Source organism: Caballeronia sp. SEWSISQ10-4 2 (genome assembly GCF_030464885.1).
Taxonomy (GTDB): domain Bacteria; phylum Pseudomonadota; class Gammaproteobacteria; order Burkholderiales; family Burkholderiaceae; genus Caballeronia.
Map to the genome: position 1 here is coordinate 69,723 of NZ_JALPRJ010000025.1, position 14,579 is coordinate 84,301.

Sequence of the window (14,579 nt, forward strand, 5' to 3'; positions counted from 1 at the left end):
GTAATTTCCTGACCCGACAACTGCCGCTCAAGATCAGCCCTGACGTCTCGCGCAAAGTCGTCGAAAAAATGGCGATGAACCCGATCGTCGACATATGACGCAGCTGTCAGCACGCGCCGATTTTTCGAATACCTGAGTCCGCTCACGTCGACATCCGTGGTCTCGAACAGCAACGCTCCCTCTTCGCCCGTCTGGGGATCGAATTCGAAAATTGCGGCTTTGTCGCGTCTTCGATTCGACAAAACGTATAGCCGTTTGTCATCGAACGTAAAGAACAACGGCGAGACAGTCTCACGGAAGTCCGTCGTCAGAACGGCCCGGAAAGGCTCTGCCTCGACGTCACGGTAGAGCAGCGTCGGTTGACACCATCGGACGCGATCGCGACGCGCAACCGCCCTACATGATCCGTCATCCAGCCCATGACATTACCTGGATTCTCGGCGATCGGCGTCAGTTCGCCCGTCATGACGTCAACGCGAAAAACGTCGAAGACCTGCGGATCGCGACGATTCATCTAGATCAACACGTGGCGGTCATCGTCCCTGAAGTCATCGACAATGCTGGCCTTGACGCCATCGAACGGCGTCAGATCGCGCGGCTCGCCGCCGTCGATCGGAACCGAAAGCACGTGGAAGTTCTCGTCGCCTCCCAAATCTTTGACAAACAGAATCTGGTCGTTGCCCTTCCATGCGTGGCCGGGCACGTCGCGTTCTGTCTCGTTGGTCAAGGGGTGGGGCTCGCCTACGGGAGCGCCATCAGCATCGATCCCCTGCACGAATATGTTCTGGCGGCCGGAGCGCCGCGCAAGAAAGGACAGGTGCCGGCCATCAGGAGCGATTGTGAACGCATGCTTGTCTGGTCTGCGGAAGAAGTCTCGCACCGCGTACCGTTCGACTGCGCCACGGTTACCGCTACCCTTTTGTTGATCTTCAGCGACCATGCGTGCCCCCATGAAAGCTGCGTTTGAACACGAGAGGCACCTTCATGCACGCCAGAGAGTCCGGGCCGTGTCTCACGGATGTGTGACCGCGACAGACCCGGTTCGCCTCTTCGACTGAGGGCCATCGCACGGCGATTGACCGCTACTGGTCCTGGTCAGCATGTGAGCGACCGATAACCGGTGCAGAGCCGACGTCCGAAGGTCGGAACAACCGTGCGATTGAATGACGCTTCATGGCCGGCATACGCCAACCGTTTCTTTGGCACGCGAAGTCCAGCAGGCGACGCACCTAGCCGCCGACCCCGCCCGCGATCAGGTACGTTTAGCCAGATACGCATCGACCAACTCGACCAGTCGTTCTCGCCCGAAGCTCCCGTCGTGCCCTGCGTGGACCACTTGCACGGGCAATTCACGCAAGCGCTTCATCGTGCGCACATAAGTCGGAATATCAGCGCCACCTATCTCATCCAGCAGCGGGCCATCGTAGATCGCATCGCCCGAGAACAGAGTGCCGGATGCCGCTTCCCATAGGCCAATGCTGCCGGGTGAGTGGCCGGGCAGATGCAGGACTTCAAAATGCCGGTTGCCGAGATCGACGATGCTCCCTTCTTTGACGATTTCCGTGACCGTTGCGGCCCGCACGCGATAGTCGGACATCGAGTAATCAGCGCTGGGAAGGGCCGTGATCAGATCGCCGTCGAACGGATAACCTGCTTTGCGATACCGGCGAATTGCTTCGTCGCCCAATACCGATGCCAGAAGGGTGCCTGGCTCGCGCGGCGAGTGCAGGTTCTCTGCCTCCAATTCGTGAACCAGCGTGTGTTCAAACTCGTGATGTCCGCCGACATGATCCGAGTGCGTATGCGTCGCAACGGCGGTTACGTCCTTCTGCAGCAGGTGCCTGGCAGCATCCCGCAGACTGACGATACCCATCCCTGTGTCAATCATCAGATCCCGGTCGCGGCCGCGCACATGCCAGATATTGCAGCGCATCAGCGGCACGACGTGTGGTTCCCAAAGTAGGGTGATGTCGTCGCTGACGCGCTTGAGTTCAAACCATCGGTCGGCAATCGGTAACGTCGTCATGCGGGGTTGCTCACGAGTAAGAGTTGTTACTTTGACACACTTCGCACAGCACTTCGAGAGCGTTGAGACTGGCATCGTCGGTTTGGTGCGCGGAGCATAACAACCACTCGCCTGAGCAGCTTGTCGACGGCTGGTTCGGAAGCCTTGTCGCGGACAAACCTGTCTTCAGCGCAGAACGCGAGTCAGTGCCTCTCGCCGGACACCGTGTGTTGCGGCCGGCAGTCATCGACCCTCAACCGCCGTTCGATCCGATACGTCCTCAACGACGGCTTCCAAGGTCCAACGGCCATCCGTGTGCTCGCGGAGGCCGGCACAATCTCCGCCAAAGCAGTTCGCCGCACGACAAGCCCGCGATTTGTCGACTGAAAGCTACCCAGCGGACGCAGGCAGCCCTCAAGACCCGAACGTCAGTTACTTCGCCCGGTGTACGCGGACACCTTGGAGATAAGGCCAGCCCTCAGGGAGTCGACGTGCAGCCGTGCAATGCGCTACGTCTACCGTGGGTTATGCAGTTGGCTAACCACCGCTGCGATAGCCGACGGCTCAAGTGTGAGCTGAATGTGCCCGACGTTCGGGATCAACGTGACCCGCCAATCCTGCCCTGCTTTGCGAACGATACGTTCGATCTGCTCGCTCCTAAATACTTCGTCGGCTAATCCAGCCATGACCGCGCAAGGTTGCCGTGCGCGTCGGATCGTGTCGATGTAGTTGCGCGGTGGGCGAAAGTTGCTCGCAAGGTTGAAGTCGTATCGCGGGGTGAGCGAGGCGCTGGCCTCGTCGCTCAGAGCGAAGCGGACAACGGTCAGTGCGTTGGCGAGGCGAAATCCCAATGCGTTCAGCAGCGTGATGGTGAAGATGCGCGGCAGACCTACTTCAGTCCATCCACCGTTGCGCGGGCGCTGCGTAGGCGCCTGATCGCCGATGAACGGCGCCAGCAGCAAGTAACGGTCGAAGAGCTTCTGATCGGCGCTGCCCGCGACGCGCAGTGCGAAACCAGCGCCCGCCGAAAAGCCGACGAGCGTCGATGGCCGGGGCGGGCGTACCTCGCGCACGAATGCCTCCAGATCCAATTCCAGGCGGCCGATGCGGTCGATGTGCCCCCTTCGCCCGGACGCGCCATGTCCGCGCATGTCCAGCGCGTAGACCGCGAAACCGGCCGCGGCCATCGCTTTCGCGAGCAGGTGCATGCTGGCGCTGCCCGCCGATGAACCGTGGACGAGCAGGACACTGCCGCTGCCCGTATCCGTGCGGGGTCGATATTGCCGGTACGCCAGCGCCTGACCGTCCTCGGCCCGGAACGTCGACAGCTCCGGCAGATCGGAAAAGTCGACCTGCGCAAACGGCGCACTGATGCTGGACATCGGCGGCGGGCGCCGTGGACCGCCGAATACAAGCGCCAGCGCGATAGTGGCGAGAACAACGAGTAGGGCGACCGCGATGATGATCATGTCAGCGTCGCCTTGTCACGCAAGGGGCACGTAGATGTCGGTCTGCCATTGATCCTGCGGCGTGTCCGGATAGACGCTGAGGTAGTGGAAGAACAAGGGGTGATCGCGCAGTTCCTCCCCACTTGCGGGAAGCCAGTCGCGGTAGATCGGGTAGATCGTTTCGCCGATATGGTCGGTCGATCCCACGTGCCGGACCACCGCGCATCGGCCGCCCGGGATCACGAGTTCGCGAACGCAATCGGCATTCGACGCGACCGGCCCGTCGATCTCGCCGCAGATGTCGAAACGGAATTCATCGGGCGGCGTAGTGTCCGGGTTGCTGCGCGGGATGCCGAAGGTCCGGCTCGACGACACCGGAGATTGCTCGCTTTGCGTGCGCCAGTCGATGAACTTGCGCACGCAAAGCGTTGATATGTCCGATCGACCCGCGGTGTTCGAGCGCGGCGACACGGGTTTCGGGAAAGGCGACGATTCTCACCTGCATGGTCAGTGTCCTCGAAAGGTACGGGATGACGAACGAAGCGCTCCAGACTTGCCAGTTTGGCTGCCGTCGGAATGAACTCGGGGCTAGGCCGAAGACGCGCTTGAACGCTCGGCTAAAAGCTTCCGGGCTGTCAAAGCCGGCGTCGAGCGCGGCGTCGAAGACCGAGCAGCCATTGCGTGACGCAAGGCGCCGGGCAGCCTGTCGCAGGCGCATCAGTTGCACATAACGAGCTACCGGAACGCCGGTGTAGGCAGCAAACTGCCGATGAAAATGGAACTTCGAGAAATGCGCGATGCGGCTCAGTACGTCCACAGACAGATCGCCATCGAGGTTGGCATCGATGTAGGCGAGAACAGCGTCGAATCGCCTTGCGTAGGCGGCCGGAGCAACAGCGTCAGTTTGCATGGTCTGGATCGTGCGGATTTGCGTCATGGTCGCCCATCGTTGGACGGCATACCTAGCCGCGCTTGCTCGATTCTGCCATCGGAGCTTTCTATCACCCTCTCTTGGTTAACGACGCCTTCTGGCAGCATGGCGCCTGGCGGGGGGGGGCCGGATTGACGGACCACTTAAGCCGACGACCTGCAATACCGAGCCTGCACCTCAATGACCAGCACCTGAGCATAGTCGACGTTCGAATGTTCACCTGAGAGTGCTGGCGAACGGCCGCAGCTGGCCCCGCACGCAGCCTTTCGCAACCGGCACAAGACGGGCCAATCTGAGCATCCGGCCGATCCAACTAAATCGCGTCGCAAATCCGGCAAATCTCACGAATTCGGATCCGCGTCGTCTGGCGCATTGCCGAATTCGTCAGCGAGCCACTGATTAGGCTGGATGGCCGGTCTCAACAATTCCGTTTCCCTACATTTCGCAGCTTCGACTTCAGTGCACGCGAGAGCACGTTGACGTCGCTTGGCGTGCGTGGACGCCGTCATGTCCGGCTGGCTACCGGCAGCCGGGCCCGGCTAACGCAAGGCGCGTGCGGAGCAACGGCATGGCGGCGATTATCGCGACGTTCGCGATGCCGGTTTATCCGCAACAGGTGGCAAAGCGGCATAGGCTGGACGCGGTGACAGCGCTTTATCGCGCCGCTCAATATGCGGAAAACGCGCGAACGGCGTCGAGCAATGACGCCGCCTTCAGGCTGCACAGCGGTTTCGACCAGGCGCCCGCGTTGGGTACAGCAATTTACGTGTTGCGGATGCTCGGCGAATCGGAGCAGAACGGCGGGTATTCGATCGAAGTGGAGCCGGCCGACGCCGCAGACGCGTGCGGCATTTTTTCTCTGGGCGCAACTGGCGTCAGGTCGAATCGACTGGTGGAAAAGCCGGAAAAACTCACGCCGCCAAAAGTGGCGGCGCGCTGGAGCGGCAAATGACCAAACGCCACGAACTAACCGGTCAGAGATCCGGCTCGACCGCAACGTCGGCTGACGACGATTTGTCCGGCCTCGACTTCATCTGTTGCCACACGCGATACGCCTCCCAGCCCAGCAAGCCCAGAGCGCCCCATTTGAGCAGGGGTTTCGCGCTCGCGAGCAGGCGGGAGCGCACCGGCTTGGCGAGCACGAGCGAAGCGAGGGAGCTGACAACAGGGTATTGCTTGAGCAACAGGCCCAGCCCGCTCGCGCTATTGAACACGCCGCTCAGCCCGCTCATGAACCCGCCGCCACTCGATGCCCGGCCGCGCTTGCGACGCCCCGGTATCAGCAGATTCAGAAAGCTGAAATGCGAGACCTTGTAGCGCAGATCGGCGCTCGCCTGCGCGAGTTCCATGCGCTCGACGTCCGCCCGCGCGATCAGCAGCTCCTTGCGCAACGCTCGCATGTGGGGCGTGCTCAGCTTATGCGCGGTCGCTCGCTTCTGAGCTTTGAAGGTGTCGTCGTAGTGACTCATGGCGTGGCGGGCTCTTGGAAAGTCGTCGATGAATACGGTTTTGTCGAACTGCACAGGCATCGCCATGAGGTGAGCCCGCAGCGCACGTCAGGCGCGTCAGTTGAACGTGTCACGGTCCTTCTTGAATTCGGCGAGCGTGCTGTCGAAGACATTGGGCGCGTTGATCAGTCCGGTGCGCGCGCGAATGGCGCACAGCACGGCGACCAGCGCATACGCGACTGTGATCGCCGCAAGCGATTGCCACCGGTACGTATCCCAGAACGCGATTGCGATCAGCACAGTGAGCGTGATCAGCGCCATCATGGTGAGCATCATTGCCGCAAGGCCGAGGAAGAGCACGCCGATCAGCCGCTCCTTTTCCTCCGCGAGTTCGATGCCGATCAATTCCAGACGCGTCTCGAAGATGGCGAACACGGAACTGACGATGCGGCGCAACGGCCCTTGCGTATCGTGCTGAGATTGCCTTTCTTTCGTCATGGCTTGAGCGCGAGGAGCGCGTTATTTTTGGCGCGATGGTTTCCGGCCGGGTCGCGTAGCCGCCCCGGCCGGTCTTTTAAGCTGAGCGCCGGACAGGACAACTCCGGCGGCTCCAGGCGCTTGGGGTTTTCATCGGCGGGTCCGCATGCAATAGCGCCGCACCCACTCAGCAAACCCGGCGCCCGGGATTAACGAGGATTAACGGCGATTGATCAACAAGCCGACGACGACCCCTAGACCTGCAGCAATCCCGATCGATGCCCATGGGCGTTCGTGCACGAAGTCGTCGGTTGCACGCGCCGCTTTCTTGCCTTTTTCGATCACCACGACTTGTGCGTCGGCGGCCTTCTCCTTCGCTTGTTTCAAGCGGGTCAGAGCGGTCTCGCGCAACTCGGATGCACGCTCGCCCGTGGCGCTTGCGGCCTGTTTCAACAGGTCTTCGGCGTCTGCGAGAACGGTTTTGATATCCGACATGAATCGCTCCTTATTGATTTCTGACATTGATGGCTCCACACGGGTGAGGCTACGCCAATCGTACCAAAGAAGCGGTCGCAAATTGCCGTCCATCCGGCCCCGAGATCAAAGCTTGCAGTTTTTGTTCCTGCCGTCACAAACGCACGACTGCAAACGTGCCGAACCGGCCTGGCGAGCGACCAATGAAACGCACGGGGTGCAACGGCGCATTCAGCGAAGACACGCCGGCCCACGAAGTTTCTGCCTAAAGCTGAAAAATTACAAAAGTGCATGACGATGTGACGGAATGTTCGTTCGTTGTGCTGGTCTAGTCCCTTATGCTTTGATTCTCGGCGGCCCAGGCTTGGCGGCATGGATTGAACGGCTTGGCTGATACAGGAGCTGCAACACCCCCCCGCACCGCGTGACGAATAACACGGTGCATCACTTCGAGGACACACATCATGAGCTTGCGTTTAGGCGACACGGCACCCGATTTCGAACAGGATTCCAGCGTCGGCCGTATCAAGTTTCACCAATGGCTTGGCGACAGTTGGGGCGTACTGTTTTCCCATCCGGCGGACTTCACGCCGGTCTGCACCACGGAATTGGGCCTGACGGCGAAGCTGGCGAGCGAGTTCGAGAAGCGCAATGTGAAGGCGATTGCGTTGTCGGTCGATAACGTGGAGTCGCACAAGGAGTGGATCAAGGACATCAACGAAACGCAGGCGGCGAATGTCGGTTTTCCGATTCTGGCCGACGGCGACCGCAAAGTGTCCGAGCTTTACGACATGATTCATCCGAACGCGAATGCCACGTTGACGGTGCGCTCGCTTTTTGTCATCGATCCGCAAAAGAAGGTCCGCCTGACCATTACGTATCCGGCGAGCACGGGTCGAAACTTCGATGAAATCCTGCGCGTGATCGATTCGCTGCAACTGACCGACAGCCATCAGGTCGCGACGCCGGGTAACTGGAAGCAGGGCGACGATGTCGTGATCGTGCCGTCGCTGAAGGACGAGGAGGAGATCAAGCGTAAATTTCCGAAGGGCTACAAGGCCTTACGCCCGTATCTGCGTTTGACGCCACAACCGAACAAGTAAGTCTTTGCTCTCATGAAACAAAAAGCCAACGCGTGGAACGCGTTGGCTTTTTGTTTGCATCAGTCTGAAAAGACCAACAAACCACTCTCAGAAAAACGCCTGAATCCCCGTCTGCGCGCGTCCGAGAATCAACGCGTGGATGTCGTGCGTGCCTTCATACGTATTCACCACTTCCAGATTCACCAGATGCCGAGCCACGCCGAATTCGTCTGAAATGCCGTTGCCGCCGAGCATGTCACGCGCGAGCCGCGCAATATCCAGCGCCTTGCCGCACGAATTGCGTTTCATGATCGACGTGATTTCGACGGCCGCCGTGCCTTCGTCCTTCATACGGCCCAGACGCAGAACACCTTGCAGCCCGAGCGTGATTTCCGTCTGCATGTCGGCGAGTTTCTTTTGAATCAACTGGTTGGCGGCAAGCGGCCGGCCAAACTGCTTGCGATCCAGCGTGTATTGCCGCGCCATGTGCCAGCAGGCTTCGGCGGCGCCGAGCGCACCCCAGGCAATGCCGTAACGCGCCGAATTCAGGCAAGTGAACGGGCCTTTGAGACCGCTCACGTTCGGCATCAGGTTTTCTTCGGGCACGAAAACCTCATCCATCACGATCTCGCCGGTAATCGATGCCCGCAAGCCGACCTTGCCGTGGATCGCGGGCGCGCTCAAGCCCTTCCAGCCTTTCTCCAGGATGAAGCCGCGAATCAGATCGCGACCGTTTTCTTCCAGCTTCGCCCACACCACAAACACATCGGCGATAGGCGAATTCGAGATCCACATCTTCTGGCCGGAGATCGAAAAACCGCCGTCCACCTTTTTGGCGCGCGTCGTCATGCTGGCGGGATCGGAGCCGGCGTTCGGCTCGGTAAGCCCGAAGCAGCCGATCCACTCGCCGGTCGCCAGTTTCGGCAGGTACTTTTGCTTTTGCGCCTCGGTGCCGAATGCGTTGATCGGCACCATCACGAGCGACGACTGCACCGACATCATCGAGCGGTAACCCGAATCCACCCGTTCAACTTCGCGTGCGATCAGGCCGTAGCTGACGTAGTTGAGACCGGGGCCGCCGTACTGCTCGGGAATGGTCGGGCCGAGCAGGCCGAGTTCACCCATTTCACGGAAGATCGCAACGTCCGTGTATTCGTTGCGGAACGCGTCGAGCACGCGCGGTTGCAGCTTGTCCTGCGCGTAAGCGTGCGCGGCGTCGCGGATCATGCGTTCTTCGTTGCTGAGTTGCTGGTCGAGCAGCAACGGATCTTCCCAACTGAAGCGGGCGTCATCGGCCATGTTGTTTCTCCTGTTTCCTCGATTCCTGATCTTCGGACTTGACTGATGTTCCGCTAGGCGGAACAATGTTTTGCAAATCAGAACCGAGTCTAGCACCCGATGCCAATAACTTCCATCCGGAATTCCGAGTCGTCGAAGTCGTCCGATTCTTCAGAAGGAATCGATGAGCGCAAATTCGTCGTCGCGCTCGCCCGCGGCCTGGAATTGCTGCGGGCGTTTCGTCCGGGCGAAACCTTGCTGGGCAATCGCGATTTCGTCGATAGAACCGGTCTGCCCAAAGCCACGGTCAACCGTCTCGCCTACACGCTGACCACGCTCGGCTATCTGCGTTTTGACGAACCGGCTGGCAAATACGCGCTCGATACGGGTGTGTTGTCGCTGGGCTTCGCGTTGTTGGCAGGGGCCGATGCGCTTGAGCTCGCGCGCCCGCACATGCGGGTGCTGGCGCGGGAAATCGGCGCGGCGGTGTCGCTGGGATGCCGCGACGGGCTCGACATGATCTATCTGGAAACCATTCGCAGCGAGACGGCGCTGACGCTGGGTCTCGCGCCTGGTTCGCGGCTTTCGATGCTGACCAGCTCGATGGGGCGCGCGTATCTGGCGGTTCAGGAACCGGCCCAGCGCGCGGCTTTGCTTGAAGAACTCGGCGCGGCGGCGGTGAAAAATGGCGAAGACGGCGCGCGCCTGGTGAAGGCGGCGCAGGAGGCGATCGACGATTACGCGCGCGACGGCTGTTGTTATTCGTTTCGCGACTGGCACGCCGACGTCAACGCGATCGCCGCGCCTTTACGCGATATCCGCAACGCACGATGGCTTGTATTGAGCAGCAGCGGGCCGGCATCGTCGATGGACGAGCGTTATTTTCGCAACGTCGTCGGGCCAAAATTACGGGCGCTGGCAGCACGATTGGCATGAAGAAGCCCCGATTGGGCCCGAGTCTGACCCTTCACTAATTAAATCGGGTCGAAAACCATCAAAACGTGATTTAGAAATAACATCCCAAAAAAGTGGCTCTTAGAACATAATTCGATGAAACAGCCGCAGGGAGACTAAAAAATGACCGGGTTCTCGCTGGACGCAACGGATTGCCGTATTTTGTCGGTGCTGCAAGAAGATGGACGTATCAGCAACCTCGATCTGGCGGAGCGGATTTCGCTCTCGCCGTCAGCCTGTCTGCGCCGCATGCGGCTGCTCGAGGAAGAAGGGGTAATAGCGAGCTATCGAGCGTGCCTGGACCGGGAACGGCTTGGCGTCGAGCTGGAGGCGTTCGTCCATGTATCGATGCGCAACGACCAGGAAAACTGGCACGAGAAATTCGCGGCAGCCGTGCGTGAATGGCCGGAAGTAGTGGGCGCGTTCGTTGTCACCGGCGACACCCATTACGTGCTGCGCGTGCTCGCACACAATCTCAAGCACTACTCGGACTTCATTCTGAGCAAGCTGTACAAGGCGCCGGGTGTCATCGACATTCGCTCGAACATCGTGCTTCAAACCATGAAGGACGAAGCGGGCGTGCCGGTCGCCTTGATCGACCGAACGGGCTGAGTCGTCTCAACCCGGACGCGCAGTAAAGTCCTTCACAACGATCCAAGCGTATGAAATTGCCCCGCCTGAAACACTAGCGGGGCGATCTCCGCTGCGTTCTCGTGCACGCCGCATCGCTCCACCTGACCCACGAAGATCACGTGATCGCCTTCCTGATAGCGGCTGCGGTTGTGGCATTCGAACCACGCGAGCGCGCCATCGAGCACGGGCATGCCGGTGTCGCTCGCTGCGTGCGACACGCCGGCAAAACGGTCACCCTTGACCGTCGCGAAACGCTTGCAAAGATCGACTTGCGTCGCCGCGAGCACGTTGACCACGTAGTGGCTATTGGCCTGGAATACCGGCATCGATGCGGATTTGGTCGCGAGGCTCCACAACACGAGCGGCGGATCGAGTGAAACGGAGTTGAACGAACTGGCGGTAATGCCGATCAACTGGCCGGATTCGGCGCGCGTGGTGATGACGGTGACGCCGGTGGCAAACTGGCTGAGCGCGTCGCGGAAAGCGACGGCATCGAAATTCGGTGGATTAGCGCGTTTCATCGGGATGGGTTCAGGTTCGACGGTATCGGCGAAATCCAGGCGGCGAACAATGGGAAACAATAAGCCGAATGAAGTTTTCGAAGTCATCGGAGGATTGGCGATTGTTGCGATTCTAGCGGAATCGGTTTGTTCGCCACTGTGCTAAAGGCCGTACAGGCAACGCGGACACACGAAAACCAGTAAGCTGGAAGGGTTGATTCACAGGGGTTCCGCCGCATCTCATTGCTCTCGCGGAACACGAACCAGGAGCCAGCATGACGCAACATGACGAGCAGGCAAAGCGCGAAACCGCCACCATTGGCGGTGGATGTTTTTGGTGTACCGAAGCCGTGTTTCTTGGCGTGGAAGGGGTGGCGTCGGTGGAATCGGGCTACGCCGGCGGCAAGGTGAAAGATCCCTCGTACGAACAAGTGTGCGACGGCACGACCGGACACGCCGAAGTCATCAAGGTGGAATTCGATCCGTCGGTGATCGGGTATCGCGACGTGCTGGAGATTTTCTTCGCCACCCACGATCCGACGCAGCTCAACCGGCAAGGTAATGACGTTGGCACGCAATACCGGTCGTCCATCTTCACGCACTCCGACGAGCAACGGAAGATCGCGCTGGAAGTGATCGATGAACTGCAGAAAGAAGGCATTTTCGACGGCAAGATCGTCACCGAAGTCACGCCGTTGAACGGCAATTATTTTGCGGCCGAGGACTATCACCAGAACTACTTCGAGCAGCATCCGAACCAGGGATATTGCGCGTTTGTGGTCGCGCCGAAGGTCGCGAAGTTCAGGCAGAAGTTCGCTCATCGGCTGAAACGGTGAGTGTTTTGGATGGAATGTAGAGCAAGGCGGGCTTCGTGGAATCGAAGCCCGTTTTTTATTCCTGGGGCAGCGATGCCGCCATGTTTCGCGCGATCTTGAAGCACGTCAGCGGCGCCGAGCCCTCTGCCTTGTTGTTGACCGCGATCACCACCGGTTGCCCCGCGAGCGCGTAGCGCAAGGCGAGTTCGGCGAGCGCTTCGTGTGTATCGGGGTCTTCATCGACGAGTTTATCGAACGGTTCGTACTTCGCTTTTGCCTGCTCGTATTTGAAGCCGCCATGCAGGCTCCAGCGTACGATCAGCGGCCCGAGCCCGCCTTCGTCGAGTAGTGCGAGCGCTTTTGCCTGACGTCGCGGACCGGGCATGCGTGCGTGGATTCCAACGCAATAGCGGACCTTCGCGTCGCGCAGCACACGGATGAAACGTGGCGTCAGCATGATGGCATCGCGTAATTCGACGGCGTAGCAGCTCTCACCCGGCAGCGGCGGCAAGGCTTTCAGGAACTCGGAGAGGCGATCGAGCAACGCGGTCGGATCGACGACCATTGCGTCCGGCAACGGCGGGATCTGGAACACGAGCGCCGCGGCTTTTTCACCTAGGCCCGCCATGCATGGCTGCACGAATTCATCGATGGCAATGCGTGCGTCGAGGAACGCGGGGTTGTCGCCTGCGGGAGCGCCTTTGTCGCCGCGGACGGTGGCGTTGGTGACGGAGGCCGGCGCTTTGACGATGAACCGGAAATGCGCCGGCACCTGATTGGCATAGCGCGCATAGTCAGCCACCGATAACGGCCCGTAGAACGAACGGTCTATCGACACGCAGCGCAACAACGGATGCGCGCCGAGTGCGTTGAGGCCATCGCGGGAAAGCTTCGCGGACGAGTACTCGTCGCCGTAGACAATGTCGCGCCAACCGGGAAACGACCACGTCGATGTCCCTATATGAACGGTCGCAGGAAGACGTTCGGCGAGCGCGTGAAGTTCGGGCGCGGCGAGGGCGGGCAAAACGCCGCCGCGTGTTTTTGTGCGGGCCGGAGGTGCCTTGGCGGGTTTTGTTTCTATCGCTTCCGGTTCTTCTGGCGCGCCGAACAAGTCGACCTGTTGCGGTTGCAGTTCAACACCCGCGTCCAGTTCATCACCGGACGCGGGTTGATCGGAAGCGGCAGAATCAGGCGTTGAACTCAGAGCGCTTTGTCGTAGATATAGCGGCGCGACCACGGCAGCGTTTTCGCGCTGCGCCCGGCCTTGCGGCAGACGATCTGATAAATCGATACATCGTCATTTTCAAACGCGTACGCACAACCCGCGAGATACACGCGCCAGATGCGGAATTTTTCATCGTCGACGAGATTTTTCGCCTGCTCCGACTTTGCCTCGAAATTCTCCGCCCAGATGTCGAGCGTGCGGGCGTAGTGACGGCGCAGGCTTTCCACGTCGACGGCTTCCAGGCCGCCTTCCTGCAGCGCTTCGAGCGCGAGCCCGATGTGCGGCAGTTCACCGTCCGGGAACACATATCGGTCGATGAACTCGCCGCCGCCCAACGCCGTTTCGCCGCTGTTGAAGTCGGTCGACGTGATGCCGTGGTTCATCGCGATGCCGTCGTCCACCAGCAGTTCGCGCACCTTGGCAAAGTAGCCGGGCAGATTCTTGCGGCCCACGTGCTCGAACATGCCGACACTCGTGATCCGGTCGAACTGGCCTTGCACGTCGCGATAATCCTGCAGTCGGATTTCGATCTGACCTTCCAGCCCGGCGTCTTTCACGCGCTTCGTAGCAAGATCGAACTGGTTTTGCGAGAGCGTGATGCCCACGCATTTCGCGCCGAATTTCTGCGCCGCGCGCAAGACGAGCGCACCCCAGCCGCAGCCGATGTCGAGCAGACGCTGGCCCGGTTGCAACTGGATCTTCGTGAGAATGTGGTCGATCTTCTTGATCTGCGCGGTGGCAAGGTCTTCATCGCCGTTTTCGAAATAGGCGCACGAGTAGACCATGTTCTTGTCGAGCCACAGCGCGTAGAACTCGTTCGACACATCGTAGTGATACTGAATGGCCTTCTTGTCCGACGCCTTCGTGTGGTTGAAGTAACGTCGCACGCGCGCCAGCTTGCCGGCGCTCGTGACCGTATTCTTGGCCAGGCCGTAGCTAATGTTGATGATGTCCGACAGCTTGCCTTCAATGTCGATCTTGCCTTTCACATAGGCTTCACCGAGGTTGTCGAGACTCGGCTCGAGCAGATAAGGCAGGGCGGTCGCGCTCTTCACATGCAGCGTGACTTGCGGCGCCGCGAAACTTCCGAAGTCATGTTGCTGCCCATCCCACAGTACCAGCCGGGCGGGCAGGTTCACCCGGTCCCGAATGTCCTGCACCCACTGCGTCAGCTTTTTCTCCCAAAACATGCTCGTTCTCCGCGCTCAGATGAAAATGAAGCTAAACCGGGTCGATTGCACTGCACGTTTCCACATTGTTCGCGATGCCTTTCTCCTCCTCCCTTCGTCGCAGGGACACGCCGCAACGA

At 60.0% G+C, this 14,579-nt stretch carries 15 protein-coding genes and 1 pseudogene; 6 read left to right on the forward strand and 10 right to left on the reverse strand.

The window, feature by feature from the left end:
- The first annotated feature begins 400 nt into the window (after window positions 1–400).
- Window positions 401–967, forward strand: a complete 567-nt coding sequence (locus tag M0D69_RS18495; protein WP_301783403.1) for a hypothetical protein — start codon at window positions 401–403, stop codon at window positions 965–967.
- 285 nt (window positions 968–1,252) lie between these two features.
- Here M0D69_RS18495 and M0D69_RS18500 read toward each other — a convergent pair whose 3' ends face one another.
- From M0D69_RS18500 to M0D69_RS18510, 3 genes and pseudogenes are all read right to left on the reverse strand, one after another.
- Complete coding sequence (locus M0D69_RS18500; RefSeq protein ID WP_301783404.1) at window positions 1,253–2,026, reverse strand: MBL fold metallo-hydrolase; 774 nt, start codon at window positions 2,024–2,026, stop codon at window positions 1,253–1,255.
- Window positions 2,027–2,520: 494 nt separating this feature from the next.
- A complete protein-coding gene (locus tag M0D69_RS18505; protein WP_301783405.1) occupies window positions 2,521–3,474 on the reverse strand; it encodes an alpha/beta hydrolase in 954 nt (317 codons plus the stop codon).
- A gap of 15 nt (window positions 3,475–3,489) precedes the next feature.
- Window positions 3,490–4,363 (reverse strand): annotated as a pseudogene (locus M0D69_RS18510) (GyrI-like domain-containing protein).
- A 589-nt stretch (window positions 4,364–4,952) separates the two neighbouring features.
- On the opposite strand from M0D69_RS18510, the gene M0D69_RS18515 reads away from it, so the two are divergent.
- A complete protein-coding gene (locus M0D69_RS18515) occupies window positions 4,953–5,336 on the forward strand; it encodes a type IV pilin protein (RefSeq protein WP_301783406.1) in 384 nt (127 codons plus the stop codon).
- 22 nt (window positions 5,337–5,358) lie between these two features.
- Here the strand turns inward: M0D69_RS18515 and M0D69_RS18520 are convergent, their stop codons facing one another.
- The 3 genes from M0D69_RS18520 to M0D69_RS18530 form a co-directional block, all read right to left on the reverse strand.
- Window positions 5,359–5,853, reverse strand: a complete 495-nt coding sequence (locus tag M0D69_RS18520; RefSeq protein WP_301783445.1) for a DUF3318 domain-containing protein — start codon at window positions 5,851–5,853, stop codon at window positions 5,359–5,361.
- A gap of 96 nt (window positions 5,854–5,949) precedes the next feature.
- Window positions 5,950–6,330 carry a phage holin family protein gene (locus M0D69_RS18525; RefSeq protein WP_301783407.1) on the reverse strand — a complete coding sequence of 127 codons (381 nt, stop codon included), beginning with the start codon at window positions 6,328–6,330 and terminating at the stop codon, window positions 5,950–5,952.
- Window positions 6,331–6,528: 198 nt separating this feature from the next.
- A complete protein-coding gene (locus tag M0D69_RS18530) occupies window positions 6,529–6,831 on the reverse strand; it encodes a YqjD family protein (RefSeq protein ID WP_047845181.1) in 303 nt (100 codons plus the stop codon).
- A gap of 416 nt (window positions 6,832–7,247) precedes the next feature.
- On the opposite strand from M0D69_RS18530, the gene M0D69_RS18535 reads away from it, so the two are divergent.
- A complete protein-coding gene (locus M0D69_RS18535) occupies window positions 7,248–7,886 on the forward strand; it encodes a peroxiredoxin (RefSeq protein WP_277035727.1) in 639 nt (212 codons plus the stop codon).
- An 87-nt stretch (window positions 7,887–7,973) separates the two neighbouring features.
- Here the strand turns inward: M0D69_RS18535 and M0D69_RS18540 are convergent, their stop codons facing one another.
- The gene (locus tag M0D69_RS18540) at window positions 7,974–9,164 is read right to left on the reverse strand and encodes an acyl-CoA dehydrogenase (protein ID WP_301783408.1); all 1,191 of its coding nucleotides are present in this window, start codon (window positions 9,162–9,164) and stop codon (window positions 7,974–7,976) included.
- A gap of 99 nt (window positions 9,165–9,263) precedes the next feature.
- Here M0D69_RS18540 and M0D69_RS18545 point away from each other — a divergent pair, with 99 nt between their 5' ends.
- Together M0D69_RS18545 and M0D69_RS18550 are read left to right on the forward strand one after the other, a co-directional pair.
- The gene (locus M0D69_RS18545) at window positions 9,264–10,079 is read left to right on the forward strand and encodes an IclR family transcriptional regulator (protein ID WP_301783409.1); all 816 of its coding nucleotides are present in this window, start codon (window positions 9,264–9,266) and stop codon (window positions 10,077–10,079) included.
- Between the two features lie 141 nt (window positions 10,080–10,220).
- Window positions 10,221–10,709: an Lrp/AsnC family transcriptional regulator gene (locus tag M0D69_RS18550; protein WP_047845177.1), complete on the forward strand. Its 489-nt coding sequence runs from the start codon at window positions 10,221–10,223 to the stop codon at window positions 10,707–10,709.
- Window positions 10,710–10,741: 32 nt separating this feature from the next.
- Here the strand turns inward: M0D69_RS18550 and M0D69_RS18555 are convergent, their stop codons facing one another.
- Window positions 10,742–11,251 (reverse strand): flavin reductase family protein, encoded by a 510-nt coding sequence (locus M0D69_RS18555; protein ID WP_301783446.1) that lies wholly within the window; start codon window positions 11,249–11,251, stop codon window positions 10,742–10,744.
- A gap of 254 nt (window positions 11,252–11,505) precedes the next feature.
- On the opposite strand from M0D69_RS18555, the gene msrA reads away from it, so the two are divergent.
- Window positions 11,506–12,066, forward strand: a complete 561-nt coding sequence (gene msrA, locus M0D69_RS18560) for a peptide-methionine (S)-S-oxide reductase MsrA (RefSeq protein WP_301783410.1) — start codon at window positions 11,506–11,508, stop codon at window positions 12,064–12,066.
- 55 nt (window positions 12,067–12,121) lie between these two features.
- Here msrA and M0D69_RS18565 read toward each other — a convergent pair whose 3' ends face one another.
- Together M0D69_RS18565 and M0D69_RS18570 are read right to left on the reverse strand one after the other, a co-directional pair.
- Complete coding sequence (locus M0D69_RS18565; protein WP_301783411.1) at window positions 12,122–13,282, reverse strand: DUF72 domain-containing protein; 1,161 nt, start codon at window positions 13,280–13,282, stop codon at window positions 12,122–12,124.
- Window positions 13,246–14,460, reverse strand: a complete 1,215-nt coding sequence (locus M0D69_RS18570; RefSeq protein ID WP_301783412.1) for a cyclopropane-fatty-acyl-phospholipid synthase family protein — start codon at window positions 14,458–14,460, stop codon at window positions 13,246–13,248. Before M0D69_RS18570 ends, M0D69_RS18565 begins: the two co-directional genes overlap by 37 nt.
- Window positions 14,461–14,579: the final 119 nt, after the last annotated feature.